This is a genomic window from Polynucleobacter sp. UB-Piko-W3 (assembly GCF_018881635.1).
Taxonomy (GTDB): Bacteria; Pseudomonadota; Gammaproteobacteria; order Burkholderiales; family Burkholderiaceae; genus Polynucleobacter.
In genome coordinates this window covers 1110405-1136388 of sequence record NZ_JACVPY010000002.1, presented here as the reverse complement: position 1 = coordinate 1136388, position 25984 = coordinate 1110405, and the positions used below count along the sequence as shown (strand labels likewise).

Below are 25984 nucleotides of genomic sequence, written 5' to 3'. Positions count from 1 at the left end.
ACCTGGCTCGGTGAGAGAGCGAATGCGTTTGCCGTGACGGCGAAAGATTTCCACTCCCAACTCATCTTCGAGTTCAATAATTGCCTTGGATACACCTGGCTGAGAAGTGAAGAGGGCCTTGGCAGCCGTTGTCAGATTAAAGTTTTGTCGAACCGCTTCGCGCACAAAGCGAAATTGATGGAGATTCATATAAATTCCTAGCTATATATCAACAAAGATATAGGAATCAAATTCTAAATGAATTTTGGGTATTAAGCTTTAGATACCCAGCGTAATGCCGTTAGAGCCAAGAGGAAGTAAAGCAGGGGTGGCGTGAGAGCCGTCATGAGAGCGGGCCAAGATCCTAATAAGCCGACATTGGAAAATAAGGAGTTAAAGAGCTGAAAACTCATGCCCAGCATGATGCCGCCAAAAACTTTAATGCCCACACTGCCAGCGCGCACTTTTAAATAAGCAAAAGGTAATGCTAAGGCGAGCATTACAAAAATGGTAAAGGGGTAAATTACTTTTTTCCAGAAGGCAATAGTGTGGCGTTGCGCATCTTGTTTGTTATCACGAAGATGAGAGATAAAGCGACCTAAACTCAGGATAGACATCTTTTCTGGATTAATCAGCAGTACGCTCAAAATTTTGGGAGTCACCTCAGACTCCAGCATTACCATGGGATGTCTAAATGTCTGTGCAGAAAAAACGGCATCCAATGGGTCGGATTGCTTAGTTTCTTTGAAGCGAGTTTCTACAACATCGTTTAGTACCCAAATGCCAGTTTCGTCAAACTGGCCTGAGGTGGCGCTTCTAATAGATAAAAGGTGATAGGCGTCATCAAACTCATACATTCGAATATTACTGACAACATTATCTTTATCAACCTTGCCAACGTTGACATAGCGCACGCCGGGCCTCACTGGACCGCTGCCATCCTCATCACGCAGCCGATCTTTTACCCAAACACCAGTTCTAAATTGTGATGAGTAAGCAGAGCCCAAGGCCTTCATGCGAATTTGCTCTGATTTAGCCTCGGTATAGGGGCCGACCCATTCGCTCGTAATGAGTGTGAGCGCCACGAGTGGTAGCGAGATTTTGGTGAGAGTGATCAGACCACGCTTTACATCAAGGCCGGCGATACGCAGGATCGTAAATTCGGATTGGCTAGCGAGCATAGCAAAGACGTAAATACTGCCAATTAGCCCGGCAATCGGAATGATTTCTGAGATCCGACTAGGTGCCTTTAGAAGAACATGCAGTAGTGCAAGAGGTAGCGTATAGCCGCCCTGGACTGATCCAAGCTCGCTCAATATATCGAAAAATAAGAATAGGGCTACAAGGGCAAACAAAATAAAACCAAACGCTACATAAATTTGCTTGGCTAAATAGCGCTCATAGATAAAGGGAAAGAGCACTTTCATTTGCTTGTAAACCCGCCGGGTAATTGGCGTTGCCACCATTTCAATGATGGATTAATGCGATTACGAATCAGGGCAAAAGCAATCAGAAATGCCAAAAGATGGATGGGCCAAATAGCAGCAAATACACTGATTTTTCCTTGAGACACAAAGTTCTGCGCTAAGTTCAGTAGATTGCTATAAATTAAATAAATTAAGACTGCATACAACATAGCAGTGTAATTGCCAAGACGTGGGTTGACGTAAGCTAATGGGATTGCAATCAGCACCAACCCAAGCGCCATGAGAGGTAGGCCGATACGCCAAAGTAATTCAGCCCGATTTGGATTGATGGCTTCGGGGCCTGTAGTAGTGAATAACTCAGTGATCGTCTTTTCTCGATCACGTGGCGCAGGGGCGAGAGCCTCTTTACTGCGAATTTTGGTGCTGTACTCTTCAAATTCGAGAATTCTAAAGTCAGGCTGCGTCGGCTGACCTTCATAGCGCCGCCCTTTTTTGAGCACGATCGACTTTTCCCCGCCTTCGGAGTTTTGGATGTAGCCGGTTGAGGAGACGGCAACACTGAGCTTGCCATTCTTGGAATCGGCAACAAATATATTTTTTACTTCGCCCTTATCGATATCTAGTTCTTCGATAAAGAACACGCGCTCTGCTTTAGCAGATTCTTTGAATTGTCCAGCACTCACCATGGAAACGTCATCACGCTGTTGGAAGCGCTGACTGATGAGGGTGGATTCGCGATTTGCCCAGGGCCAAACAAAAAGTGCCAAGAGGGCGATGATGATAATCAGAGGAGTTGCAAACTGCAGAACGGGGCGAATTAAATTGGTAATACTTAAGCCGCTTGCAAACCACACGATCATTTCTGAGTCTTTGTACCAACGAACCAAAACGATGAGGGTGGCTACAAATAGGGAGACGGTAAGTAAAACTGCCAGGTAGCCAAGAGTAGCCAGTGCAATTAACACTACAGCATCCTCTGGGTTAACTGCGCCATTTGCGGCAAAACCTAAAATTCGAATGACCAAGGTGGTCACCATGATGGTCACCAAGACCAAAAAAACCCCACCAGTCGTATAGCTGAGTTCGCGGCGGAGGGCTTGGTGAAAAATCATGCTAAACGGTTTATTTGGATTCTGGGGTTATTAGTGGGGTTTAAGGGCTTATATTGGTGCAGATAAAAGAAGTTCGCCTCATGTCGGAGGATAATGGAAAAAAACCTGTTTTTGTACTTCCTACACCCTTGATTCGACTTAAACATAAGCAATAGATTATGACAATCCAATTTAGTAGCAAGATTTTCCCTCAGGCTGACCTCCAAAGCCCAAAAGCCTTAAATTCCAGCCTTAAAAGCCTTCTGGCTCAGAGCTCTGACTGTTTAGTTTTGGGATACTCCAAGGCCGACTTTGATCATTTTGGTGGCGCAAAAGCGGCAAAGAGTAAAGCGGGATTTTTGGCTGAGCTTGACCAATTGCTGGGTGGTTCATTGAGCCACGCCAATGTGCTCGGTGATCTTGAAGATAAGCAATCAGCTGTCTGTATTCTGCGTGCTGAAAAATCTTGGGCTACAAACGGGGTGAAGGCAAAACGCGTGTTATTGCTAGGTTTGGGTGATTTACATCTTGCTAGCGAGCGTAGTTTGTCCAGCTTCTCTAAAGTAGTGCGCGCAGGATTGAAAGCATTAAGCGGTGGCTCAATTGAAAATGCGCTGTGGTTTGTACCAAGCTTTGCACAAAAAGTAGAGTTAATTGCTGAAGAAGTGCGACTAACAATTCAGTATGCAGGCGACCAAGCTTATCGTTTCGGTGTGCGTCAACCCGCCATGAAATTTAAAGCAAAAGATAAAGCAGATACTTTTAAACATTTAGTGTTTGCCGGTAACAATCATTGCGCGAAAGAGCTTAAGCTTGCGGTAGAGCAAGGTCTTGCTATGGTTGAAGGAATGCATTTAGCAAAAGATTTGGGCAATCTTCCTCCCAATATCTGCACTCCAAGCTACTTAGCTAAGACTGCTCAAGGCCTTAGCAAGAAGGTTGGCTTAAAGGTTGAAGTGCTTGGCCGCAAGCAAATAGAAGCTTTGGGTATGGGCTCATTCTTATCCGTTGCACAGGGCTCTGAAACACCACCCCAATTTATTGTCATGCGTCATCAAGGTGGCAAAGCGGGTGATGCGCCAATTGTTTTAGTTGGTAAAGGTATTACGTTTGATACGGGTGGCATTTCATTAAAGCCTGGCGAAGCCATGGATGAGATGAAATACGATATGTGTGGCGCTGCTTCAGTATTAGGTACGTTGTATGCGGCTGGCTTGATGAAGCTTAATCAGAATGTGATTGGCGTAATCCCCACCTGTGAAAACATGCCGTCTGGCCAAGCAACTCGTCCAGGCGATATTGTGAAAAGTATGTCTGGTCAAACCATTGAGATTCTGAACACTGATGCTGAAGGACGTTTAATTCTGTGTGATGCACTCACCTATGTAGAGCGCTTTAAGCCTAAAGCAGTGATTGATATTGCGACATTAACGGGGGCATGTGTCATCGCTTTGGGTCATGTACATAGTGGATTATTTTCAGATGATGATGATTTAGTCAATGCTTTGACTAAAGCAGGCAAGATCTCTTTAGATACTGTATGGCGTATGCCTTTGGATACTGCCTATCATGAGCAGCTCAAATCGAACTTCGCTGATGTTGCCAATATTGGGGGTCGTCCGGCAGGCAGCGTTACTGCAGCTTGCTTCTTGTCGCGCTTTACTGAGAAGTACAAGTGGGCCCATTTAGATATTGCCGGCACCGCCTGGAAGAGTGGTGCTGCAAAGGGCTCTACCGGTCGTCCAGTGCCTTTGTTGGTGAACTTTTTGCTTGAGCAAAAGTAAGCTTCTTCTGCGCCATGGCTCGTATCGATTTTCATAGCAATGTCGCTGATAAGCTGGAATACGCTTGTCGACTGACGCGGAAAATTTGGAGTACTACACCTGAAGGTCAGCCAGTGCGTAATGTTGTAATGGTTGGCGAAATGGCCGATTTAAAAAAACTAGATGAGTTACTTTGGACTTTTAGTAGTACTGATTTTTTGCCACATTGCTTTATCGATGATGAGGCCGCTACTGAGACCCCCATTGTTTTAACGGATGATTTTGCCTCTCCCGCGTTATCCAACCTACCACATGCTGATGTCATGATTCATCTGGGGATGCGAATGCCCAAAGACGTAGCTGCTTTAGTCGCACGATTTCCCCGCATTGTTGAAGTCGTTACAGTCAATGAGGCCGAACGCTTAGCCGGGCGCGAACGTTATAAAGCTTACCGAGATCTCGGTCATGAGTTGCACAACTTTGACCAGTCCAAGAGTTAAGGCTCTATGTTGATTCATCCCCAGTTTGATCCAGCTGCGATTCGCATTGGATCCTTTGCAATTCATTGGTATGGATTAATGTATCTCATGGCCTTCGCACAATTTTTATTGTTAGGTCGTTTACGGATTCAAGCCCCACGCTATCAAGCCTTAGGCTGGACTTATAAAGATCTCGAAGACTTATTATTTGCAGGCGTCTTGGGAGTTGTTCTTGGTGGCCGCTTGGGCTATACCTTGTTTTATATGCCTGGCTATTACCTTTCGCACCCTTTAGATATTTTGAAGGTTTGGGAGGGTGGCATGTCTTTTCATGGCGGCCTTTTGGGTGTGCTGCTGGCTTTGTATTGGTTTGCAAAAAAACGTAACACTACTTTCTTTGTAGTGAGTGACTTAGTCGCCCCATTGGTCCCTTTTGGTTTGGCGTTTGGGCGTCTAGGTAATTTCATTAATGGGGAGTTATGGGGTAGGCCAACTGATCTTCCTTGGGCCATGGTGTTTCCCATGGTTGATAACATCCCGCGCCATCCATCTCAAATCTATCAGTTGCTGGGCGAGGGCATTTTGCTTGGGGTGGTCTTATGGGTCTATTCCAGCAAACAACATCGTGTCGGTCAGGTTTCAGGACTTTTCTTATTGGGTTACGGTATCTGCCGATTCTTAGCTGAATATGCGCGTGAACCAGATGCATTTTTGGGTCTCTTAGGTTTAGGCTTATCGATGGGGCAGTGGTTATGTGTACCAATGATCCTGTTCGGCATTTTCCTCATGACTTCGTTTAAATCAAAGTCCAAGGTATAAAAATGTATATCAGGGCTGAAGCCCTGATATTGCATCGCAAAAATACCTAAATACCTATATTTTCTAGATACAATCAGTAACTTAATGGATTTCAGGGTTTTTGCAGGAATACATTGATTTATCGTTTTTTATTAGCCGTATTTCTGAAAAGACTCACATGCTTGAAAAGTTAGCAAAAGCCCGTTATTTTTCGCGCGTTACTGGTGCGGTGACCCGCCTGATTTCTGAGCGTGGCGAGTCCAATGCTGTCAGCATGGCAGATGATGTGATTAATAACTATTCCAAGCTCGCAAAAGATCAGCATGCCAAGTTCTTTACTTTCCTATTCCAAAAACTCAATCCAGATCCTATAGCGGTGGTGTCCGCTGCACAAAACTTTTCGGCTGAAGGTAATGCCCGTAATTACATTAAATTACAACGAGTTGTTGAGCCGCCCAGGCAAGAGTTATTCCGCCGCTTAAATCGCGCCACCAATGGAACTGCTGCATTAGTAGGAATGCGCCGCGATCTTTTGCAGGTGCTCGATAAACAACCAGAGTTAACAGCAGTAGATTTTGATTTGCATCATCTTTTATCTTCTTGGTTCAATCCTGGATTCTTGAAGATGCATCGCGTCGATTGGAAATCGCCGGCCGAGATTTTAGAAAAGCTCATTCAGCACGAAGCAGTGCATGCGATTGACGGTTGGGATGATTTGCGCCGCCGTCTGCAGCCTGACCGCAGATGTTTTGCGTTCTTTCATCCTCAGTTGCCTAATGAGCCACTAATCTTCGTAGAGGTTGCCCTCCTGCCAGAAATCCCTGCGGTGATTACGCCACTTGTCGATAAGAAGGCAGAAACGGTTCACCAGACTTCCAACTACAAAGTAGCCGCTTTTTATTCTATTAGTAACTGCGAGCCTGGATTACGTGGCGTCTCTATGGGCAACTTCTTGATTAAGCGAGTTGCTGAGCAATTGCATGCAGAGTTTCCTGGCCTCAAAACTTTTGTGACCTTATCGCCTATTCCTGGATTTATAGATTGGGTAGCTAGTGGTGCTGATGTTGGTGGTGAAAAGTCCAACGTACAACTCAAGCCTGCAATAAGATCGGCTCGCGAGCAAGCGCTAGAGACTCTGGGCTTGGTAAAACGTTCTTGGACTGAGCGTTTAAGTGCTGGCTGGCATCCTGATGATGCAAGCGAAAAAGAAAAATCTGCATTGCTATGTCTCGCTAGTATTTATTTAGGACTCGGCTCAGCTGGACGCAATGGTAATCCTGTGGCTAAGTTCCATCTAGGGAATGGGGCAAAGCTCCATCAAATCAATTGGTCAGCCGATCTTTCGCGGAAGGGCCTTCGTGAATCAGGGGCATTAATGGTGAATTATTTATATGATCTTTCTTCTGTTGAGGAGAATCATGAGCGTTTTACCCACGGAGAGATTGATTATTCACGGGCAGTAGGCCGTTTAATGGTGCCCTGATCAGGAATGCAGGAGGAGACGTCCTAAGGCAGAATCCATAGAGTATTCGCCTAAGGTTCATATGGAGTAAGCTTGGCGGCATGACGTAGTAAGCCAAAAGTGTTATTGAAGTTTGGATATTGAATCTATAGCCAATCAAAATAGTTAGTAAAGGAGACAAAAATGTTAAAGCAATTGAGATTTACGAGCCTTATCAAGCAGGCTTTGTTTTTAGTTTGTGCTGCACCTTTAGTGGTGATGGCTCAAGAGTGGCCTAATAAGCCAATTACTTTTATCGTTCCATTTCCAGCGGGTGGTGGTACTGACGCCTTCGCAAGACCTTTGGCTGCGCAACTGACCAAGCAATTGGGTAAGCAGATCATTATTGATAACCGTGGTGGCGCTGGTGGAACACTAGGTGCTTCCATTGCTTCAAAGGCGGCTCCAGATGGTTACAACTTTTTTGTTGGCGCCGCCCATCACGCTATTGCGCCATCTATGTATCCGAACCTGGATTACGATATTGAGAAGAGCTTTGTACCAGTGGCGATGATTGCAAACCCGCCTCAGGTGATTGTCGTGAATCCTAAAAATGTTCAAGTCAAGAATCTCAAAGAATTTATTGAGCTCTTGAAAAAGAACCCTGGCAAATTTAACTACGCCAGTGCAGGTAATGGCTCTACACATCATTTGGCTGGCGAACAGTTCAAGATGTTGACTAAAACCTTTGTTACCCATATTCCTTATCGTGGCGCTGGCCCAGCAATGCAGGATTTGATTGCAGGACAGGTTGATATTGAGTTTGATGGTTTGGGTTCTTCAGCTCCTCAAATCAAGAATGGCGCTATTGTTGCTTTAGCAGTAGCTTCGCAAAAGCGCGCACCAGGATTTCCGGATGTTCCGACAGCTGCAGAAGCTGGCTTAGTGGGTTATGAAGTTTCTACTTGGTATGGTTTATTTGCACCCAAGGGAACTCCTCAGCCAATCGTCGACAAGATGATTGCTGAAGTGCAAAAAGCAATCAATACCCCAGAGTTGAAGGCAACCTGGACCAATAACGGTTCCGATACTCCTAATTTATCTGGCGACGCATTTGGCAGGTTTGTTAATGCCGACATCAAGCGCTGGGCTGGAGTAGCTAAGGCTTCTGGCGCTAAGTTGGACTGATACTTTTATTGCTAATCAATATTAATAGTTGGATTTGAGGGGTTCATGAATTTATATTCGCTATTGGAAAAAGGATTTCCAAAAGATAAGAAAGCATGTGCATTAGAAACACATGATGGGCTTTACTACTCCTGGGTTGATCTTGAGGGTGCCACCGCTAAGCTGGCGAATTTACTCAAGAGTCTTAAGCTGCCTGCTGGTTCAAGGGTTGCTGTCCAGGTGGAGAAATCCCCAGAGGCTCTTTTTCTGTATCTTGCTACGATTCGTGCGGGTTATGTTTATTTACCTCTCAATACAGCTTATCAGTCTGCTGAGATCCAATATTTTCTGGAGAATGCGCAGCCTGCTGTGGTAGTTTGCAGTAGCAAGAATTTCTCCTGGGTATCCAAAGTGGCTGATAAGGCAGGCACTAAGCATGTCTTAACTCTTGATGAAAATCGAACTGGCACATTGCTAGAGCGCGCAGGTGGTTTAAGTGATCAATTTAAAACTGTGCCAGCTAAAGACGATGACCTTGCAGCCATTCTGTATACCTCAGGTACTACTGGCCGTAGTAAGGGCGCAATGCTCACCCATAAAAACCTCGGAAGTAATGCTCAGGTCTTACAGAAATTCTGGGGCTGGCAAAAAGGCGATGTGCTTTTGCATGCCTTACCTATTTTCCATGTGCATGGATTATTTGTAGCTGCCCATGGTGCATTAATTAACGGTAGCAAGATGATTTGGTTGCCTCGCTTAGATACGGCGCAATTGATCCATCACATGCCAAAATCTACAGTGATGATGGGCGTACCCACTTTCTATGTACGCTTGTTAGCTGACAAGAGCTTTAATAAGAAAGTAGCGCGTAATATGCGCTTGTTTGTTTCTGGATCAGCCCCCTTATTGACGGAAACATTCAATACTTTCAAGCAAGTGATTGGCCAGCCGATTCTGGAGCGCTATGGTATGAGTGAGACAGTGATGTTGGTCTCCAATCCATACAAGGGTGCACGTGTGGGTGGTTCAGTAGGATTGCCATTGCCAGGCGTTAAGGTGCGTGTTGTCAACGAAAACAATAAACCGTGTGGCGTTGATGAGATTGGCAGCATTCAAGTCAAAGGCCCAAATGTATTCCCGGGCTACTGGCGTATGCCTGAAAAAACTGCCGAAGAATTTACTCAAGACGGTTGGTTTAAGACGGGTGACGTTGGGCGTTGGGGTGGCGATGCCAATGGCGGCAAAGCTCCAAAAGACTACTTATGTATTGTTGGCCGCAGCAAAGATCTCATTATTTCTGGTGGTTACAACGTGTATCCAAAAGAGATCGAAGGCTTTATTGATGATATGGATGGTGTAGATGAGAGTGCAGTGATTGGCATTCCACATCCAGACTTTGGTGAGGCTGTAATGGCAGTTGTAGTGCCAAAAGCTGGTGCGAAGTTAAATGCCCAAGCAATGATTGCTACTTTAAAAACGCAGATTGCGAACTTTAAGATTCCCAAGCGCTTAGAGATTGTGGCTGACTTACCTCGTAATGCGATGGGTAAGGTACAAAAGAATATCTTGCGTGAGCAATATACGAGCTAGTTAAAAACCAAACGCCTTGCGGCTTTCATTAAACATGAAGGCTGCAAGGAACAACAACATCACACCAAAAATACGCTTGAGTTGAGCAATATTGAGCTTGCGGGCCATCTTGGCGCCCAGCGGAGCAGTGAAAATACTCACTGCAACAATGCAAGCAACCGCTGGAACATAAACAAAACCTAAGGATCCAGATGGTAGGTTAGGGTGATTCCAGCTGCCGTACATATAGCCAATCGTTGCCGCCGCTGCAATCGGAAATCCTAGACCAGAAGAGCTTGCCATTGCTACATGGGGCTTCACGTTACACCAGAGCATGAAGGGTACAGTGATAAATGCACCACCAGCGCCAACAAGGCTAGAGAGGGCGCCAGCAAAAGTGCCAAAGCCAAAGAGTCCAAGAGGAGCTGGTAATTCTCTGCCAGCCTGAGGCTTCTTATTGAGCAACATCTGAATTGAGCTGTAAACAATAAAGATCGCGAAAAAGAGTGAAAGCCACGAAGTATTTAACGCTTCAAAAATTTCACTGCCGCCAATTAGACTACCAATGACTAAGCCTGGACTCAGGGCTGCAACGAGTTTCCAGTCAATAGAGCCATGCTTATGGTGTGCCCAAATAGCTGATGTGGTGGTAAACAGAATAGTGGCCATGCCAGTAGCGATGGCCATATGCACAATCACCTCCTGGCTAAATCCTAAATGGTTGAAAACCAAGATCATGAAGGGCACCAAAATCATGCCGCCGCCAATGCCTAAAAGTCCAGCCAGAAATCCGGAGATGCTCCCGCACAACATGAGCATCAAGATATCGCTTAGTAACATGAATTCCCCGCCTTGGCCGCTAGGCCGTCATCCTGAACCCTAAGGTTCAAGGTGGAACGGCTACTCTGCTTCGGGTGCATTAAGAAGCTCAGGGAGTAACCAAGTCTGAGTTGGCACTGTGAATTTGCAAAACGCTCACGCCCACAAGGTAAAGATCGTTCCGGATGCTTGCGCATCGGTTCAAGGAACTATTGGCCTTGGCGAACCAGGCAGGGAAAGAGTTTGCATCAAAGCATCTACTTGATCTTCAAGATTGTGGATCTCTGCTTGAAGTCTTGCAATCTCATCTGAACTTACGTTAGAAGAGGGACTTTGTTGTGATTGTTTTTGTAGCTTAATGAGATCACCAGCAATTTTGAGTGCAGCCATCATGCTGGCACGCTCAATACTGCGATTGCCACCGCCGATAGCAAGCTGAATTTGCTCATCAACCAATACGCATGCCTCGCGCAGCAAAGGCTCATGCTCTGCGCTTGTGGCAAGAGTAATCTTTTGCCCAGCTAGGGTTACTTCAATGCGTTGTTGGCTCACTATCATCCTCTGCGTTGGTAGGTGGAATAGCTTCGCCAAGTAAGTTTAATTGGCGTCCATCAGTTTGTTCTGGTAAGCGACTCAAAATATGTTGAATACGCTTTTGCGCACCCTCAATTTTGTCCTCAAGTTGAGCCCGGTTCTGCGATAGGTTTTTAACGGCTTCTGTAATCGAATGGACTTTATCAGATAAGCGTTTAACAGACGTACTGATAGACTCGATTTCCGTATCGCTCAGATCAGGGGAGAAAGGGGTTTGCTCGCTCATATTGGCATTGTAGCCTTAGGCAAAGGGTTGGGGTAGGGGTGTTGGTTTAGATCCCTATATTTGAATGCAGGGATCTAAACCAGGCAAATCCATAAATGATTAGTTGAAGCTGTATTTCAGTGTTACGTAAACTGATCTAGGTTCGCTAGGGTAGTAGAAGTGATTCCCGCTAAAGGAGCTCACGCCACCGTAGCTTGAGTATTGTGAATTGCCTACGTTTTTCACCGTGAGTCGAGCCTCAATTGCTTTGAGCTTGTAAGAAGTGAAAACATCTCCAACTACATAAGCAGGCATGACAGGAGATGCGGTGTAATTATTGGGTCCAACATCGTAGTATTGATTACTGATGTAATTCACCACTCCTCCTATGGTCCAGCTGCTGGTGATGAGGTAGTTTGCCCTGGCGTTCAGAAGAGTATCAGGGGCTATCGGAATGGCATTACCGGCATAGGGCCCATTTGCATAGTATGACTTCTGGTACTTTCCTCCCCCTCCAATATTGAATGACGGGGTAATATTAGAAACGATATCAAACAAAATTCCGCCACGATTAGTTTGATAAATGGAGTTGTAGTTATAGCCTGTTGTAGGGTTATAGCTAATTTCATTTTGAGTCATGGATTTAAAAATCGAAGAAGTAATTTTTGAATTCCAGATTGTCCAATTGCCGCCCATTTCATAAGTCTGGGTAGTCTGTGGTTGTAGGATGCCATTAAATACAGTGCTACCGACCCCGTTTGCATCGTATGCAAATCCCCAATATTCATCGATATTTGGGAATCTAAAGGACTGATTCCATTTCACATATATTCTTTGCCCCGGGAAGTAGTTAGCGTTTAAAGCAATATCTCCTGCATTAGCTGCATATTGCTGCGTATTGCTAACCGTTCCATTGGCTGCACTGATTGAGGTATTGGTAGTGGAGGCTTGCTGGACCTGTCGACGAAACCCTCCACTTGCCTCCAAAACTTTTCCTAGCGGTATTTTTTGCATTACATAGACAGAATTATTAACTTGAGTTGCGCTTTGTGAATCGTGGGTCAGATTGTTGAAATACGTGCCATATAGATTAGCTTGAATAATTCCTTGAGATAGTGGGCTATAACTATTGCTACCCGCTTGATTAGCTTTAGAGAAATCATATCCAATGATGGTGGTTCCCACCCCAGCAAAATTTGCTTTAAGCCTAGGGGAGACAGCTAATTGCCAGCCTTGCAGCTTGTTATTCATTGCGCTTCCCGCAAAACCAAAATTCGCATTAGCAGGATCTAAGGAGGTGAAATAATCTGCTTGCGGAGTGTAGAAGAAGGAAGTTTTATTATTGTATGAAGTGTCAAGTTCCGTGACAAAATTTTCATTCAGACTTTTTGTTAAGCCCTGCCTAAATCCTAAATTATTTGTGGTGAGATTATTACCGGCTTCTTGTGGTCGAACAGAGAGTGGGTTGCCCGAACCAACCAGGCCAACGACAGGGCTGGCAATTTTCGAATTGGTGTAGCCATAGTAAGCATCAACATATACGCGATCACCCCCACCTAAGTCCTGTAGAATTTTTGCATCCATGGAATATGCATTGGCTGCAGTATTAGGTCTCCAACCATTGGTATTTGAAGTATTTGCACTCAGTTGATAAGTAGTTTTATCAACTGTATTTCTGAAGATTGCATTATTGATTGAAGTGCCCCAGGTTCCGAAGGTAGTTGAGGCTTGATTAATATTTTTCTTGCCACCGTTGGTGATGATATTGATGACTCCGCCAACGGCGCCATTGCCATACTGCACACCAGCTCCGCCTTGGAGAATTTCAATACGCTCAATCGAGTCAATCGGAATCGTATCCCAAGCAACACTGCCTGAGTCCATTGGATTAATTCTGATTCCATCAACCAGTACAGCGGTTGTACTGTTGCCAGTCGGTCCAAAGCCACCCATATCTACTGAGGCATCTAAATTCAGTGTGCTGGAATTTAATCCGCTAACTTTAAGCCCCCCTATCTGGGATAGTAATTGAGGGATGGTGTTGGAGCTGGAGTTTTCGATCTCATCGCGCGTAATGACTTTGACATTCGCAGGAGCTTCGTTGAGATTTTCTTGAAAGCGTGAACCTGTAACAATTACTGTGGATTGAGAGTTTTGCGCGAATGCGATGTTGGTGCTACCGAGTGAAAACAATGCGCTGCATACTAGGGCGATTTTTTTCTTGCCGAACTGCTCTTTCATGAACTGCTTTCTGTTGTCGAATACCTAGCTCACTTCCCCGTAAGCTGGGTCGAACAGAACTTCACGTGCAGGAGTTCGGGCGTCAATTGGGCGCAAGATCGCAGGACCAGGCACTGTCATCGGCGCGCGAAGGTCCCCGTCCGCGAAATTCCACCTGTCTTGGCCGGTATCCGGGCTAGTAAATCTCAGAATCTGGCCTTCCCATGCGATTGACGCGCACAGTGGCTTTGTCAGATTCCTGACACCCTTTTGATAAAAGGTGCATTTACTTACCGTTGCGGGGGCAGCACACGTTTAGTGTTTCCCGTTTAACTTTATTGCACTGCAATAAAGCACCACGACAAGACCATTATAGCTTAATCACCTAGTGGGTTAGGGTTTTTATTTAGTTTTTAGGGTAATAAAGACTACAATTGTCACTCTTGGAGTATAGATTTATGACAGCATTAGATAAGCACCCCGAAAAAAACCTGATTCGTCTTCAGTTGAGTCAAAACTCAGTCTTAAAAAGCTTGGATCAGGCTGCAATGGCTGAGTTAGGGGGTCATTTAGAGATCTCAGATCTCAGAAAATCAGAAATTGTGCTCCATCAAGGCGATCACCAGATGGAGCAGTACTTTGTTTTAGATGGAATCCTAAAGCGCATTGTGTCTAGTGCTGACGCTAAAGAAATGATTCTGCGCTTTGCGATTGAAAAAGATATTGAGACTAGCTATGCTGCTTGGCGCCTTAAGACTGCGGCTCCCTATAGTATTGCTGCTGTCACTAAAGCCCGCGTAGCTCGGATGCCCCTTAAAAAATGGGCCGAATTCTTGGAGCAACATCAGTCCCTCAAAGAAAGCTTTGAGTTCGAAGTGATGAGACTCATGAGCGAGATCATGGCTCATACCATTACCTTGCATATGCTCGATGCCCCAGGCCGAGTAGAGCGTTTCCTGCGTAAATATGAAGACTTATTTGAGTTACTTCCCAAAAAGGAGCTAGCCTCCTACCTCAATCTCTCTCCAGAGACCTTGAGCCGTCTTAAAACAAAGCATAAAGAGCTTTTTATTTAGGTTTTATGGGTTTGCGCCCCTTTGGGATGCTTGAATTAGGGGGAAATTGACCGAAGTCAATGATGAACCTCCACCCCGAGCCTAATATTCATCTCTGCCAAGCGGGGACTAATACCCGCAGTGCAATTAATAACTTTATTGGAGAAGCTAGCGAAAGCTAAATTGCATAACCCCATCACTCAGTGGTGACCTGCAATTGATATCAAAATTCTATGACAACAGATAATCAAAACACACAATTAACCGATGGCTTTCATCTCGTCATTGATGCTTTAAAGGCAAATGACCTCAACACCATTTTCGGTCTAGTTGGTATTCCAATTACCGACTTATGTCGTTTGGCGCAGGCAGAAGGTATGCGCTTTATTGGTTTCCGTCATGAGCAACATGCTGGTAATGCTGCAGCGATCGCTGGCTACATGACACAAAAGCCCGGTATTTGCATGACTGTTTCTGCACCAGGTTTCTTGAACGGCTTAACAGCATTAGCAAATGCAACTGTGAACTGTTTCCCAATGATTTTGATTTCCGGTTCAAGTGAGCGTGAGATCGTTGACTTGCAGCAGGGTGACTACGAAGAGATGGATCAGCTCAATGCAGCTAAACCCTATTGCAAAGCTGCATATCGTATTAATCACATTGAAGATATTGGCATTGGTTTCGCCCGCGCGATTCGTGCAGCAGTTTCTGGTCGCCCAGGTGGAGTCTATTTAGACTTGCCAGCTCAGCTACTTGCTCAAACCATGCCAGTTGAAGAAGCTAAGAAAACGATTTTCAAAGTCATTGATCCGGTGCCACGCCAGATTCCAGCGGCTGATGCTGTAGGTCGTGCATTAGATGTATTGAAGGGTGCGAAGCGTCCATTGATTCTCTTGGGCAAAGGCGCTGCTTATGCGCAGGCTGATAAAGAGATTCGTGACTTGATCGAGAAGTCTGGTATTCCTTACTTGCCAATGTCGATGGCAAAAGGTTTATTGCCAGATGATCATCCGCAAACTGCATCCCCAGCCCGCTCATTTGTTTTGGCAGAGGCTGACACAGTCTTACTAATTGGCGCCCGCTTGAACTGGTTATTGGCTCATGGTAAAGGCAAGACTTGGGGCAAAGAGCCTAAGAAATTTATTCAGATCGATATTCAGGCAAACGAAGTTGATAGCAACGTACAAATTGCCGCTCCATTGATTGGTGACATTGGTTCATGCGTTGGCGAACTGTTAAAAGCCATTGCTTCTGTTCCCAAGCCAAGCGCTGAATGGATTTCAGCAATCAACGAGAAAAAAGACAAGAACATGGCGAAGATGGCAGAAACACTTGCCAAAGAAGTAAGCCCAATGAACTTTCATGGAGCACTACGTGCGATCCGTGATGTGATTAAAAAGAACCCCGATGTGAACTTAGTAAACGAGGGCGCAAACACGCTGGACTTCTGCCGTGCGATTGTAAATATGTATAAACCTCGTAAGCGTTTTGACTCTGGTACTTGGGGCATCATGGGTATTGGTATGGGTTATGCGATTGGCGCTTCAGTTATCAGTGACTTGCCAACTGTTGCAGTCGAGGGCGATAGCGCATTTGGATTTAGCGGCATGGAGTTAGAAACTATTTGCCGTTACAACTTGCCAATCACGACAGTCGTCTTTAACAACAATGGCGTTTACCGTGGTACCGACGTAAACCCAACTGGCGGCGCTGATGTTGCTCCGACTGTATTCGTAAAAAATGCTCGTTACGACAAGATGATCGAAGCATTTGGTGGGGTAGGTTACTACGTGACTACTCCAGCAGAATTAGAAGCAGCGTTAACAGAAGCGATTGCTGCCCGTAAACCAGCCCTGATCAATGCTGTTATTGATGAAGCCGCAGGTACTGAAAGTGGACGTTTGACCAACTTGAACCCATCCACTGCGGCTGGCAAGAAATAACTTTTACCAAAGCTAAATAAGTAATACTTAAGGAGAAACAAACATGACTAAACCATTAGACGGTATTCGCATTATTGACTTTACCCATGTACAAGCAGGTCCTGCATGTACTCAGTTATTGGGCTTTTATGGCGCTGACGTGATTAAGGTTGAGCGTCCAGGTTCAGGTGACGTTACTCGTAGTCAATTACGTGATATCCCAGGTGCAGATGCTTTGTACTTCACTATGCTCAACGGCAATAAGCGCTCTTTGACTTTGGATACTAAAACTCCAGAGGGTAAGGAAGTATTAGAAAAGATGATTAAAGTTTCCGATGTAATGGTTGAGAACTTCGGCCCAGGCGCCCTCGATCGTATGGGCTTCTCTTGGAAGCGTATTCAGGAACTCAATCCAAAAATGATTTTGGCATCAGTAAAAGGTTTTAGCGATGGCCACTCATATGAAGACTTAAAGGTATATGAGAACGTTGCTCAGTGTGCTGGTGGCGCTGCTTCAACAACGGGTTTCTGGGATGGCCCTCCTACAGTTTCTGCGGCAGCTTTAGGTGATTCTAATACTGGTATGCATTTAGCAATCGGCATTTTGACTGCCTTGATGCAGCGTCAAAAAACTGGCAAAGGTCAAAAAGTTTCTTGCTCAATGCAAGATGCAGTATTGAACTTATGCCGTGTGAAGTTGCGCGATCAACAACGTTTGGACAAGATTGGTTATTTGGAAGAGTATCCACAGTATCCACACGGCACATTCACTGACGTAGTTCCACGCGGCGGTAATGCTGGTGGTGGCGGTCAGCCAGGTTGGGTGTTGAAGTGTAAGGGCTGGGAAACTGATCCTAATGCTTACATCTATTTCACCATTCAAGGTCACGCTTGGGAGCCAATTACTAAGGCTTTGGGCAAACCAGAGTGGGCAACTGATCCAGCGTACATGACTGCTGAAGCTCGTCAAGACAAGATTTTTGATATTTTCGCAACCATTGAAGATTGGCTCAAAGATAAGACTAAGTACGAAGCTGTGGATATTCTCCGCAAGTTCGATATTCCATGTGCTCCAGTTCTCTCCATGAAAGAATTGGCTGCTTCACCTGATCTGCGTAAGAGTGGCTCAATCGTTGAAGTGGACCATAAGGTACGTGGTAAGTATTTAACTATCGGCAGCCCAATCAAGTTCTCTGATTTGGAAATCGAAGTGAAGCCATCTCCAGTATTGGGTGAGCACACTGATGAAGTATTGGCTGACCTTGGCTACAACGCTGATGACATTGCCAAGTTGCATACAGCTAAAGCAGTTTAAGAACGATCATTAATCAGTAGCATCTTGAAGGCGCTCCTTGTGAGCGCCTTTTTTATATAGATTGAGTCTATGAATACCAATATTGATTTAAGCCAATTAGTAGAGTGCATAGGGGATGCGATCGTCGTTGTCGATGCTCATGAAAAAATTGTCTTGTGGAATCCCGCTGCTACTCGTATCTTTGGTTACTCGGAAGAAGAAGCTTTAGGTAGTACACTAGATTTGATTGTTCCAGAGCGTCAACGTCATCGACATAACGAGGGCTGTCGCAAGTCAATGGAAACGGGGATTACTCGTTACGGTGCGTCATTGCTCAAGGTGCCCGCTCTGCATAAGAGTGGCAGCATACTTTCTATAGCGTTTACGGTCGGAATGTTGTTTGATGAGCATCACAAGGTCAATGGGATTGTTGCTGTAATTCGCGATGAGAGCGAGCGCTATGCCCAGGAGAAGGTTCTTAAACAGCGCATCGCTGATCTTGAAACTCACGTCTCTTAGACTCCTATACCGCTTAGGAAGCGTCAATTTAGCTTGAGCAGGGGGTCTATGCCCAAAAATTGGGCATCCACTATTTACCCTGATTCCCCACTGGTAAAATTAATCTAATTCAAAATTTCATACTTTATTGGGACTTAAACCATGGCAAAAGCACTAGAAGGGGTCAAAATCCTCGACTTTACGCACGTTCAATCTGGACCAACTTGTACACAGTTGCTTGCCTGGTTTGGTGCGGATGTAATCAAGGTAGAAAAATCTGGGGAAGGGGATGCAACGCGCGGTCAGCTGCGCGATATTCCGGATGCAGATAGCTTGTATTTCACGATGTTGAACCACAACAAGCGCTCTATTACTGTCAATACCAAGACTCAAAAGGGCAAAGAGATCCTCGAGCGCCTTATTAAAGAATGTGATGTTTTAGTAGAAAACTTTGCGCCGGGCGCGCTCGATCGCATGGGGTTTACTTGGGAACGCATTCAAGAACTCAATCCGATGATGATCATGGCCTCTGTCAAAGGTTTTGGTCCCGGCCCTTATGAAGATTGCAAAGTGTATGAGAACGTCGCGCAATGTGCTGGCGGTTCTGCATCCACCACTGGTTTTGATGATGGCCCTCCCATGGTGACTGGTGCGCAAATTGGTGATAGCGGAACTGGCCTGCATTTAGCTCTGGGTATCGTTACTGCGCTTTATCAGCGCACCCACTCTGGCCGCGGCCAAAAAGTTTTGGCAGCAATGCAAGATGCAGTATTGAACTTGTGTCGCGTGAAGTTGCGTGACCAACAGCGCTTAGATCGTAATGGCATCATGCAAGAGTATCCACAGTTTCCGAACGGTGAGTTTGGCGAAGCTGTACCTCGCGCTGGTAATGCTTCTGGTGGTGGTCAGCCAGGCTGGATTGTGAAATGCAAAGGCTGGGAAACCGATCCAAATGCATACATCTATGTCGTAGTGCAAGCGCCAGTATGGGAAGCAATTTGTAAAGTCATCGGTCATGAAGATTGGATTACAGACGTCAGATTCGCATCCCCAATGGCCCGCTTACCTCATTTGATGGAGATCTTTGGTGAGATCGAAAAATGGACGATGACTAAGAGCAAGTTTGAAGTCATGGATATTCTCAACAAGTACGACGTTCCATGTGGCCCAATTCTGTCCATGAAAGAAATTGCCGAAGAGCCCGCACTCCGTGCTACAGGTACAGTAGTTGAAGTGGATCACCCCATTCGAGGTAAGTACCTCACTGTAGGAAATCCAATCAAGATGTCTGATAGCCCAACTGATGTAACTCGTTCACCATTGCTTGGTGAGCATACTGATGAGATTCTTCATGAATTAGGTTATTCGACTGATGAATTAATTTCTCTTCGTCACGATAAGGTAATCTAAGATGCGGATTGCGTTAATTGGTAGTGCAGATTTTGGTAAGGCTGCTTTAGAGGCTTTTTTAGATCGTGGTGACGAAGTCGTTGCTGTTTTCTGCCCACCTGATAATCCCAAATCTACTAAACCTGAGGTCCTGAAAGAGGCAGCGCTGGCAAGGGGCCTTAGCGCTCTGCAATTCTCATCCCTCAAAGGACCTGAGGCTGCTCAGGCCATGATTGATGCCAATGCCGACATCTGTGTGATGGCCTATGTGCTGCAATTTGTGCCGCAAGAGCTCTGCAAGATTCCGAAGCATGGCACGATCCAATATCACCCATCCTTACTGCCAAAATATCGCGGCCCCAGTGCAATTAACTGGGCGATTGCATTAGGCGAAGAAAAAACGGGCCTAACGATCTTCCGTCCATCCGATGGCTTAGATGAAGGCGAAGTGATTTTGCAAAAAGAAGTCGCTATTGGGCCAAATGACACCTTGGGCAAGGTCTACTTTGATCATCTTTTCCCTATCGGAGTAAAAGCGTTACTAGAGGCTGCTGACCTCGTGGTCGCAGGCAAGCATCAAGAACTCGTTCAAGATGAATCTAAGGCTAACTACGAAGGTTGGTTTGGTATTGATGCTGCGCAGATTCATTGGGCGACGCATATCAGTCAGATCTACAACCTGATTCGTGCGTGCAACCCGGCTCCTGGAGCATGGACGAAATTTGGTGAACAAAAGGTACAGATCTACGATTGTCACAAACATGTGACTGCAACCTTTGGTGCGGTTAAAGGCAAGCCAGGTGAAATCACCCAAATCACTTTAGATTCATTCTTTATCGCCTGCCATGGCGGACAGATTGAAGTCCTCAAGGCTAAGGGTGCTACAGGGAAGGTGAGTGGTGCTGATTTGGCTAAAGAGCTGAACTTAGAAGTGGGTCAGTTCTTTACCCTGTAAACATTACTTAGAGATTAAATCTCTAAGTTATCTATCAAGCGTGTTTTACCAATCTTGGCCGCCGTGAGAATCACGAGTGGCTCGCCTGCATGCAGACCTTCATTGGAGGCTGGGGCCAAATCACTTTGTTTACGAATGGCGATGTAATCAGGATTCCAGCCGCGTCCAGCAAGTGTTGCCACTGCCTTTCTTTCAATTTCTGAAAGTGACGCTACATTTCGTTCCTTTAATTGCAAGACTTGTTCACGTACTTCTTTAAGCGCTTTTTGTAGTTCGGGTGCTTCTGCGCGTTCTTCAGTCGAGAGGTAGCCATTACGAGAGGAGAGGGCGAGGCCATCATCAGCACGAATAGTTTCACCAGGAACGATATCTACTGGTAATGCAAACTGTTTAGCCATTTGACGAATAATCATCAACTGTTGGTAGTCTTTTTTTCCAAATACGGCGACCTTGGGCTGTACGCAAGAAAAAAGTTTTAATACAACCGTACAAACCCCTTTAAAGAAGCCCGGGCGGAATTCACCTTCAAGGATGTCACCGAGTTGTTGTGGCGGGTCTACGCGGTATTCCTGTGGTTGTGGGTAGAGATCACGCTCAGTCGGTGCAAACAGGATGTAGACACCTTCTTTTTCTAGCTTCTCGATATCCGCTTGCATAGTGCGGGGATAGCTATCAAAGTCCTCGTTGGGGCCAAACTGCAGGCGATTTACAAAGATGCTGGCAACTACTGGGTCACCATGTTGTCTTGCTAGTCGCATGAGTGATAAATGACCCTCATGCAGGTTACCCATGGTCGGTACAAATGAAGCACGGTTTTGGCCGCGCAAGTGGTCACGCAACTCCTGAATATCACTGATGATTTTCATGCAACTGGAGTATAGGCAAGGCGCACGTAAATCGGAGCATAGGGCTCAGCCTGTGTGATCTCTATCAAAGCCTCGCGTGAGAGCTCGAGCATGGCAATGAAATTGACAATCACTACCGGAATACCTTCGCCAGATTTAATCGCATCTTCAAATAGCTCACCAAACTCAATGAAGCGCGTGCTTTGTAGGCGACGTAAAATCCGCGTCATGAAGTCACGGACAGATAATTGTTCGCGAGTGATGGTGTGGTGCTGATTGAGTTTGGCACGATGGAGGACATCACGCCAAGCCATTTGCAGATCATCTAAATTGACTTCCGGCCAAGTGATAGCAACGGTAGTATCCACAAAGCCATGGGCTATTTGGAAGTCACGTCCTTGTTGTGGAATTTGGTCAAGCTCTTGAGCAGCCAGCTTCATGCGCTCATATTCCAATAGGCGCCGAACCAACTCTGCGCGTGGATCGTCTACTTCTTCTTCGCTATCTGCCTTCTTCATTGGTAATAGCATGCGCGATTTAATTTCAATCAACATCGCTGCCATTAACAAATACTCAGCAGCAAGCTCAAGATTGGTGTGGCGAATTTGATCGATATAGCTCAGGTATTGCTGAGTAACCTGCGCCATTGGAATATCCAGCACGTTGAAATTCTGCTTACGAATGAGATAAAGCAAAAGATCTAGAGGACCTTCAAATGCCTCTAGAAAAATTTCTAGAGCATCTGGTGGAATATACAGATCAGTAGGTAATTTAAATAATGGCTCGCCATACAGTTTGGCGAACGCTTCCGACATCCCGTCAGTAACTGAGGGGGTGCTATCTAGTAAATCCGATATTGGCTGAGTACTTGGCTCAGTTCCCGGCTCAATCATTCGAGTAAACGTAAGCGCGTTGTTTTAATTTGGCAGCTTTTGCACGGCGCTGATCTTCAGCGCTAAGAGGTTCTTTGTCCCACAGTAGCGCACGACCAGCTTGTTGGTCTGCCTCGAGATTGGGCTTCTCAGATTTGAGCTCATTTAAGAACTGGGTAAATTCAGACTGATATCTTGCCATGACACTTCCTAAAATACTCAATAAAATCAATAACTTATGGTATTAATTCCAAAAGTCATCTGGGGACTACACCCGCCATTATAGGTGCTTTTTAAGGCTATTTTTACAAGTTTGCCACTAGCAAAGCCTCAATTTGAGGCGCTTCCACCCGGGTCATCAGATGCTGATAGGCCTTGATTGGATTCTTGCTAGAAAGCGGGGTGCTGATATCACCCCAAGATTGTGGAGGGAGGGAAAGAAACTCTTCTACACCTTCAGCAACTTGTGGAATCACCGGCTTGAGATAAAGGCTGAGCATGCGGAAAGATTCTAAGGTAACGCTACAAACTTGCTGCAAGTCTGCTTCTCGAGCCAAATCTTTGGCAATTTCCCATGGCTTGTTTTCATCTACGAAAGCATTGACCTTGTCAGCGAGCTCCATGATCGTACGTAATGCTTTTGCATATTCGCGTGCTTCATAAAGCGCTGCAATTTTTTCACTAGAGGTAGCAATTTCTTTGAGCAGGGGATTGTTCATGGCTTCATCAGATACCACGCCACCAAAACGCTTTACTAAGAACCCTGCGCTGCGACTTGCAATATTGATGTACTTGCCCAATAAATCACTATTCACTCGCGCAACAAAGTCTTGTAGATTTAAATCCAAATCTTCCATGCTGTCATTAAGCTTCGTAGCAAAGTAATAGCGGAACCATTCCGGATTAAAGCCGCACTCAATGACGCTGTTGGCAGAAATTAAGGTGCCGCGTGACTTACTCATCTTCTCGCCATCAACGGTTAAGAAACCATGAGCAAATACATTGGTTGGTGTGCGATAGCCTGCAAATTGCAAAGTAGCTGGCCAAAAGAGGGTATGGAAATACAAAATATCTTTACCAATGAAATGATATTGCTCAGTAGTCGTATCTGGTTTGACCCACTCATCAAAGTTCAGGCCTTTGGTCTGACAGTAGTTGAGGAAGCTGGCGTAGTAACCAATTGGGGCATCAAGCCAGACATAGAAGTACTTACCTGGGGCATCAGGAATCTCAAAGCCGAAATAAGGAGCATCACGAGAGATATCCCAGTCACCCAGCTTGCTTTCGCCTGGCTGGCCAACCCACTCTTTCATCTTGTTGCGGGCCTCAGGCTGAAGAGGTGTTTTTACTTGAGTCCAGTCGCGCAAAAATGCCTCGCAACGTGGGTCCGATAATTTAAAGAAATAGTGATCAGAAATCTTTTTAATAGGGGTCGCACCGCTGACTACTGAGAAAGGATTTTTCAGATCAGTAGGTGAATAGGTGGCACCACATTTTTCACAGTTATCGCCATATTGATCTTTTGCGCCGCACTTAGGGCACTCGCCTTTGATGAAGCGATCCGGCAAGAACATCTCTTTGACTGGGTCATAAGCTTGCTCAATCGCACGCTTTTCAATCAGGCCAGCATCACGTAATTTCAGATAGATGCTTTGTGAGAGTTTTTCATTCTCTGAGCTATCTGTGGTGTAGTAGTTATCAAATGAAATAAGGAAGTCATCAAAGTCACGCTTATGCTCTTTCCAAACATTGGCGATTAACTCCTTTGGAGTGATGCCTTCTTTTTCTGCACGCAACATGATGGGGGTGCCGTGGGTATCATCGGCGCCAACATAATGAACTTCATGGCCACGCATCCGTTGAAAACGTACCCAAATATCGGTTTGCACATACTCCACCAGATGGCCAATATGGATCTGACCATTGGCATACGGTAAGGCGGAGGTGACAAGAAGGCGACGCTGGGAGCTACTCATGTAATGCGGACTTAAATAAGAAGGTTAAATTAGGGGTAATGCTCAATTATGCCGAGCTTGTGCATTGATTTTAGTCTGCGGTTAAAGTAAACATCGCGAAGTCTTCATAAATCTCGATAAACTTCAATTTCTACTCGATTCAGAAAGCGTTTCATGGCCGTTCAGCCCAATATTCAGATGTCTAGCGCCTCAGTACCTTTGGTACACGAGGTCGAGGTCCTAGATGAGGCGGGCAGGAAAAAGCTTACCCACATCCCTGGGGAGCGCTCATTAACGATTTATCTGGATAAGCGTGAGGTCGTCACTTTGATGACCCTAGGCAGCGCTCCCGAAGCCTTAGTTCTGGGCTATTTACGCAATCAGCGTCTAGTGGAGTCTCCGGAAGATATCGAGAGCATCCAGGTTGACTGGGAGACCGATTCTGCTGCCGTTAAGACTCGCCGTAACACGGTTGATATTGATGCACTTACAAGCAAGCGGGTGGTCACTACGGGTTGTGGTCAAGGCACGATGTTTGGCGGCCTCATGGAAGAGATGTCCGAGATTCGTTTGCCAGATGGACCCCAATTATCCCAAGAGGCAATCGTCGCCCTAATTGATGCCATTCGTGTTCACGACTCGATTTATAAGAGGTCTGGCTCAGTTCATGCCTGTGCTGTATTCGAGAGGGTGGGTAATGATGGGGTGAAGCTTCTTCACTTTATTGAGGATGTGGGACGCCATAATGCAGTCGACTCTATTTCTGGTCTGATGTGGCTCGCCGATAAACCCGGTCAAGATTTGATCTTCTTCACTACTGGGCGCCTCACTTCCGAGATGGTGATTAAGGGAGCCCAGATGGGCGTGCCTTTCCTCCTAACCCGCTCGGGAGTCACACTCATGGGTCTGGAACTAGCTCGTAAAACTAACCTCACCATCCTATCTCGTTGCTCCGGTAAACACTTTGAGATCTATAACGCCCCTGAGCGAGTGATTTTTACAAAAATAGCTAATTTTTATCGCTCAGTACCCGATAAATGATCGGTAAGGGCTGCGAAGGTTTTACAATTCGCCCATGACTATTAAATCTGACCACTGGATCCGCCGTATGGGCGAGCAAGGCATGATCAGCCCGTTCGAGCCAGGGCAAGTTCGCCTGGACGCTGCTGGCAACAAAATCGTGAGCTACGGCACATCAAGCTATGGCTACGATATTCGTTGCGCAGACGAGTTCAAGATCTTTACAAACATCAACAGCACCATTGTTGACCCCAAGAATTTTGATGATCAATCTTTTGTTGATTTTAAGGGTGATGTTTGTATCATTCCGCCGAATTCATTTGCTTTGGCTAGAACAGTTGAATATTTTAAGATTCCACGCAGCGTATTAACTGTTTGCGTTGGCAAAAGTACCTATGCTCGTTGCGGCATTATTGTGAATGTCACTCCATTCGAGCCTGAGTGGGAAGGCTATGTCACTTTAGAGTTTTCCAACACCACGCCATTGCCTGCAAAGATTTATGCAGGTGAGGGATGTGCGCAAGTTCTCTTTTTTGAGAGTGATGAGATTTGCGGCACGTCCTATAAAGATCGTGGTGGCAAGTATCAAGGTCAGCGGGGCGTGACCCTGCCTAAGACTTAATTTCC

At 45.7% G+C, this 25984-nt stretch carries 24 protein-coding genes, 1 other RNA gene, 1 pseudogene and 1 riboswitch; of the genes and pseudogenes, 14 read left to right on the top strand and 12 right to left on the bottom strand.

Annotated features, from left to right (window positions below; all coding sequences use genetic code 11):
* The 3 genes from ICN31_RS10615 to lptF all read right to left on the bottom strand — a co-directional run.
* Window positions 1–189 (bottom strand): LysR family transcriptional regulator (locus ICN31_RS10615; RefSeq protein WP_255530924.1); only part of this gene is annotated, 189 nt, incomplete at its 3' end.
* Between the two features lie 62 nt (window positions 190–251).
* Window positions 252–1406 carry an LPS export ABC transporter permease LptG gene (lptG, locus tag ICN31_RS06125; protein ID WP_216259609.1) on the bottom strand — a complete coding sequence of 385 codons (1155 nt, stop codon included), beginning with the start codon at window positions 1404–1406 and terminating at the stop codon, window positions 252–254.
* Complete coding sequence (gene lptF / locus ICN31_RS06120; protein WP_216259607.1) at window positions 1403–2518, bottom strand: LPS export ABC transporter permease LptF; 1116 nt, start codon at window positions 2516–2518, stop codon at window positions 1403–1405. The genes lptG and lptF overlap by 4 nt, the downstream gene beginning before the upstream one ends.
* Window positions 2519–2676: 158 nt before the next feature.
* On the opposite strand from lptF, the gene ICN31_RS06115 reads away from it, so the two are divergent.
* The 6 genes from ICN31_RS06115 to ICN31_RS06090 all read left to right on the top strand — a co-directional run bounded on the left by ICN31_RS06115 (window position 2677) and on the right by ICN31_RS06090 (window position 9735).
* Complete coding sequence (locus ICN31_RS06115) at window positions 2677–4281, top strand: leucyl aminopeptidase (RefSeq protein WP_216259605.1); 1605 nt, start codon at window positions 2677–2679, stop codon at window positions 4279–4281.
* A 14-nt stretch (window positions 4282–4295) separates the two neighbouring features.
* Window positions 4296–4760, top strand: a complete 465-nt coding sequence (locus tag ICN31_RS06110) for a DNA polymerase III subunit chi (RefSeq protein ID WP_216259603.1) — start codon at window positions 4296–4298, stop codon at window positions 4758–4760.
* 6 nt (window positions 4761–4766) lie between these two features.
* Window positions 4767–5558, top strand: coding sequence for a prolipoprotein diacylglyceryl transferase (gene lgt / locus ICN31_RS06105; protein WP_216259601.1), 792 nt, complete (start codon window positions 4767–4769; stop codon window positions 5556–5558).
* Between the two features lie 157 nt (window positions 5559–5715).
* A complete protein-coding gene (locus tag ICN31_RS06100; RefSeq protein WP_216259599.1) occupies window positions 5716–7020 on the top strand; it encodes a malonyl-CoA decarboxylase domain-containing protein in 1305 nt (434 codons plus the stop codon).
* Between the two features lie 162 nt (window positions 7021–7182).
* Entirely contained in the window at window positions 7183–8166 is a 984-nt protein-coding gene (locus ICN31_RS06095) for a tripartite tricarboxylate transporter substrate binding protein (protein ID WP_216259597.1), read from the top strand.
* Between the two features lie 45 nt (window positions 8167–8211).
* Entirely contained in the window at window positions 8212–9735 is a 1524-nt protein-coding gene (locus ICN31_RS06090) for a malonyl-CoA synthase (RefSeq protein ID WP_216259595.1), read from the top strand.
* On the opposite strand, the gene ICN31_RS06085 is transcribed toward ICN31_RS06090, so the two are convergent.
* From ICN31_RS06085 to ICN31_RS06065, 5 genes and pseudogenes are all read right to left on the bottom strand, one after another.
* The gene (locus ICN31_RS06085; RefSeq protein WP_216259593.1) at window positions 9736–10554 is read right to left on the bottom strand and encodes a sulfite exporter TauE/SafE family protein; all 819 of its coding nucleotides are present in this window, start codon (window positions 10552–10554) and stop codon (window positions 9736–9738) included.
* A non-coding RNA gene (gene ssrS, locus ICN31_RS06080) (6S RNA) lies at window positions 10555–10773 on the bottom strand. It lies immediately after the preceding gene.
* A 99-nt stretch (window positions 10774–10872) separates the two neighbouring features.
* Window positions 10873–11091, bottom strand: a pseudogene (locus ICN31_RS10700) (cell division protein ZapA); the annotation flags it as partial.
* Window positions 11066–11353 carry a hypothetical protein gene (locus tag ICN31_RS06070; protein WP_216259591.1) on the bottom strand — a complete coding sequence of 96 codons (288 nt, stop codon included), beginning with the start codon at window positions 11351–11353 and terminating at the stop codon, window positions 11066–11068. The gene ICN31_RS06070 and the pseudogene ICN31_RS10700, both read right to left, overlap by 26 nt.
* A gap of 99 nt (window positions 11354–11452) precedes the next feature.
* On the bottom strand, window positions 11453–13573 hold the full coding sequence (locus ICN31_RS06065) for a TonB-dependent receptor (protein WP_216259589.1): 2121 nt from the start codon (window positions 13571–13573) through the stop codon (window positions 11453–11455).
* A gap of 143 nt (window positions 13574–13716) precedes the next feature.
* Window positions 13717–13928, bottom strand: a riboswitch (cobalamin riboswitch).
* Between the two features lie 82 nt (window positions 13929–14010).
* Here ICN31_RS06065 and ICN31_RS06060 point away from each other — a divergent pair.
* The 6 genes from ICN31_RS06060 (at window position 14011) to ICN31_RS06035 (ending at window position 20665) form a co-directional block, all read left to right on the top strand.
* Window positions 14011–14628 carry a Crp/Fnr family transcriptional regulator gene (locus tag ICN31_RS06060; protein WP_216259586.1) on the top strand — a complete coding sequence of 206 codons (618 nt, stop codon included), beginning with the start codon at window positions 14011–14013 and terminating at the stop codon, window positions 14626–14628.
* A gap of 212 nt (window positions 14629–14840) precedes the next feature.
* Complete coding sequence (gene oxc / locus ICN31_RS06055; protein ID WP_216259584.1) at window positions 14841–16550, top strand: oxalyl-CoA decarboxylase; 1710 nt, start codon at window positions 14841–14843, stop codon at window positions 16548–16550.
* A gap of 43 nt (window positions 16551–16593) precedes the next feature.
* Complete coding sequence (frc, locus tag ICN31_RS06050; protein ID WP_216259583.1) at window positions 16594–17844, top strand: formyl-CoA transferase; 1251 nt, start codon at window positions 16594–16596, stop codon at window positions 17842–17844.
* A 69-nt stretch (window positions 17845–17913) separates the two neighbouring features.
* Complete coding sequence (locus ICN31_RS06045) at window positions 17914–18342, top strand: PAS domain-containing protein (protein ID WP_216259582.1); 429 nt, start codon at window positions 17914–17916, stop codon at window positions 18340–18342.
* Between the two features lie 141 nt (window positions 18343–18483).
* On the top strand, window positions 18484–19731 hold the full coding sequence (gene frc / locus ICN31_RS06040; RefSeq protein ID WP_216259579.1) for a formyl-CoA transferase: 1248 nt from the start codon (window positions 18484–18486) through the stop codon (window positions 19729–19731).
* Between the two features lies 1 nt (window position 19732).
* Window positions 19733–20665, top strand: a complete 933-nt coding sequence (locus ICN31_RS06035) for a methionyl-tRNA formyltransferase (protein ID WP_216259577.1) — start codon at window positions 19733–19735, stop codon at window positions 20663–20665.
* A 14-nt stretch (window positions 20666–20679) separates the two neighbouring features.
* Here ICN31_RS06035 and panC read toward each other — a convergent pair whose 3' ends face one another.
* From panC to metG, 4 genes are all read right to left on the bottom strand, one after another.
* Window positions 20680–21531 (bottom strand): pantoate--beta-alanine ligase, encoded by an 852-nt coding sequence (gene panC / locus ICN31_RS06030; RefSeq protein ID WP_216259575.1) that lies wholly within the window; start codon window positions 21529–21531, stop codon window positions 20680–20682.
* Complete coding sequence (locus ICN31_RS06025) at window positions 21528–22403, bottom strand: ScpA family protein (protein ID WP_216259573.1); 876 nt, start codon at window positions 22401–22403, stop codon at window positions 21528–21530. The genes panC and ICN31_RS06025 overlap by 4 nt, the downstream gene beginning before the upstream one ends.
* Window positions 22396–22584 (bottom strand): DUF3460 family protein, encoded by a 189-nt coding sequence (locus ICN31_RS06020; RefSeq protein WP_216259571.1) that lies wholly within the window; start codon window positions 22582–22584, stop codon window positions 22396–22398. The genes ICN31_RS06025 and ICN31_RS06020 overlap by 8 nt, the downstream gene beginning before the upstream one ends.
* Window positions 22585–22687: 103 nt before the next feature.
* Window positions 22688–24358 carry a methionine--tRNA ligase gene (metG, locus tag ICN31_RS06015; protein ID WP_216259569.1) on the bottom strand — a complete coding sequence of 557 codons (1671 nt, stop codon included), beginning with the start codon at window positions 24356–24358 and terminating at the stop codon, window positions 22688–22690.
* Window positions 24359–24511: 153 nt separating this feature from the next.
* On the opposite strand from metG, the gene ICN31_RS06010 reads away from it, so the two are divergent.
* Window positions 24512–25378, top strand: coding sequence for a formate dehydrogenase accessory sulfurtransferase FdhD (locus ICN31_RS06010; protein ID WP_216259561.1), 867 nt, complete (start codon window positions 24512–24514; stop codon window positions 25376–25378).
* A gap of 34 nt (window positions 25379–25412) precedes the next feature.
* Window positions 25413–25979: a dCTP deaminase gene (gene dcd / locus ICN31_RS06005; protein ID WP_216259559.1), complete on the top strand. Its 567-nt coding sequence runs from the start codon at window positions 25413–25415 to the stop codon at window positions 25977–25979.
* The last annotated feature ends 5 nt before the right edge of the window (window positions 25980–25984 follow it).

Coding starts and splice junctions, on each gene's coding strand:
- lptG (WP_216259609.1), bottom strand. CDS start 1,406: ATGAAAGTGCTCTTTCCCTTTATCTATGAGCGCTATTTAGCCAAGCAA.
- lptF (WP_216259607.1), bottom strand. CDS start 2,518: ATGATTTTTCACCAAGCCCTCCGCCGCGAACTCAGCTATACGACTGGT.
- ICN31_RS06115 (WP_216259605.1), top strand. CDS start 2,677: ATGACAATCCAATTTAGTAGCAAGATTTTCCCTCAGGCTGACCTCCAA.
- ICN31_RS06110 (WP_216259603.1), top strand. CDS start 4,296: ATGGCTCGTATCGATTTTCATAGCAATGTCGCTGATAAGCTGGAATAC.
- lgt (WP_216259601.1), top strand. CDS start 4,767: ATGTTGATTCATCCCCAGTTTGATCCAGCTGCGATTCGCATTGGATCC.
- ICN31_RS06100 (WP_216259599.1), top strand. CDS start 5,716: ATGCTTGAAAAGTTAGCAAAAGCCCGTTATTTTTCGCGCGTTACTGGT.
- ICN31_RS06095 (WP_216259597.1), top strand. CDS start 7,183: ATGTTAAAGCAATTGAGATTTACGAGCCTTATCAAGCAGGCTTTGTTT.
- ICN31_RS06090 (WP_216259595.1), top strand. CDS start 8,212: ATGAATTTATATTCGCTATTGGAAAAAGGATTTCCAAAAGATAAGAAA.
- ICN31_RS06085 (WP_216259593.1), bottom strand. CDS start 10,554: ATGTTACTAAGCGATATCTTGATGCTCATGTTGTGCGGGAGCATCTCC.
- ICN31_RS06070 (WP_216259591.1), bottom strand. CDS start 11,353: ATGAGCGAGCAAACCCCTTTCTCCCCTGATCTGAGCGATACGGAAATC.
- ICN31_RS06065 (WP_216259589.1), bottom strand. CDS start 13,573: ATGAAAGAGCAGTTCGGCAAGAAAAAAATCGCCCTAGTATGCAGCGCA.
- ICN31_RS06060 (WP_216259586.1), top strand. CDS start 14,011: ATGACAGCATTAGATAAGCACCCCGAAAAAAACCTGATTCGTCTTCAG.
- oxc (WP_216259584.1), top strand. CDS start 14,841: ATGACAACAGATAATCAAAACACACAATTAACCGATGGCTTTCATCTC.
- frc (WP_216259583.1), top strand. CDS start 16,594: ATGACTAAACCATTAGACGGTATTCGCATTATTGACTTTACCCATGTA.
- ICN31_RS06045 (WP_216259582.1), top strand. CDS start 17,914: ATGAATACCAATATTGATTTAAGCCAATTAGTAGAGTGCATAGGGGAT.
- frc (WP_216259579.1), top strand. CDS start 18,484: ATGGCAAAAGCACTAGAAGGGGTCAAAATCCTCGACTTTACGCACGTT.
- ICN31_RS06035 (WP_216259577.1), top strand. CDS start 19,733: ATGCGGATTGCGTTAATTGGTAGTGCAGATTTTGGTAAGGCTGCTTTA.
- panC (WP_216259575.1), bottom strand. CDS start 21,531: ATGAAAATCATCAGTGATATTCAGGAGTTGCGTGACCACTTGCGCGGC.
- ICN31_RS06025 (WP_216259573.1), bottom strand. CDS start 22,403: ATGATTGAGCCGGGAACTGAGCCAAGTACTCAGCCAATATCGGATTTA.
- ICN31_RS06020 (WP_216259571.1), bottom strand. CDS start 22,584: ATGGCAAGATATCAGTCTGAATTTACCCAGTTCTTAAATGAGCTCAAA.
- metG (WP_216259569.1), bottom strand. CDS start 24,358: ATGAGTAGCTCCCAGCGTCGCCTTCTTGTCACCTCCGCCTTACCGTAT.
- ICN31_RS06010 (WP_216259561.1), top strand. CDS start 24,512: ATGGCCGTTCAGCCCAATATTCAGATGTCTAGCGCCTCAGTACCTTTG.
- dcd (WP_216259559.1), top strand. CDS start 25,413: ATGACTATTAAATCTGACCACTGGATCCGCCGTATGGGCGAGCAAGGC.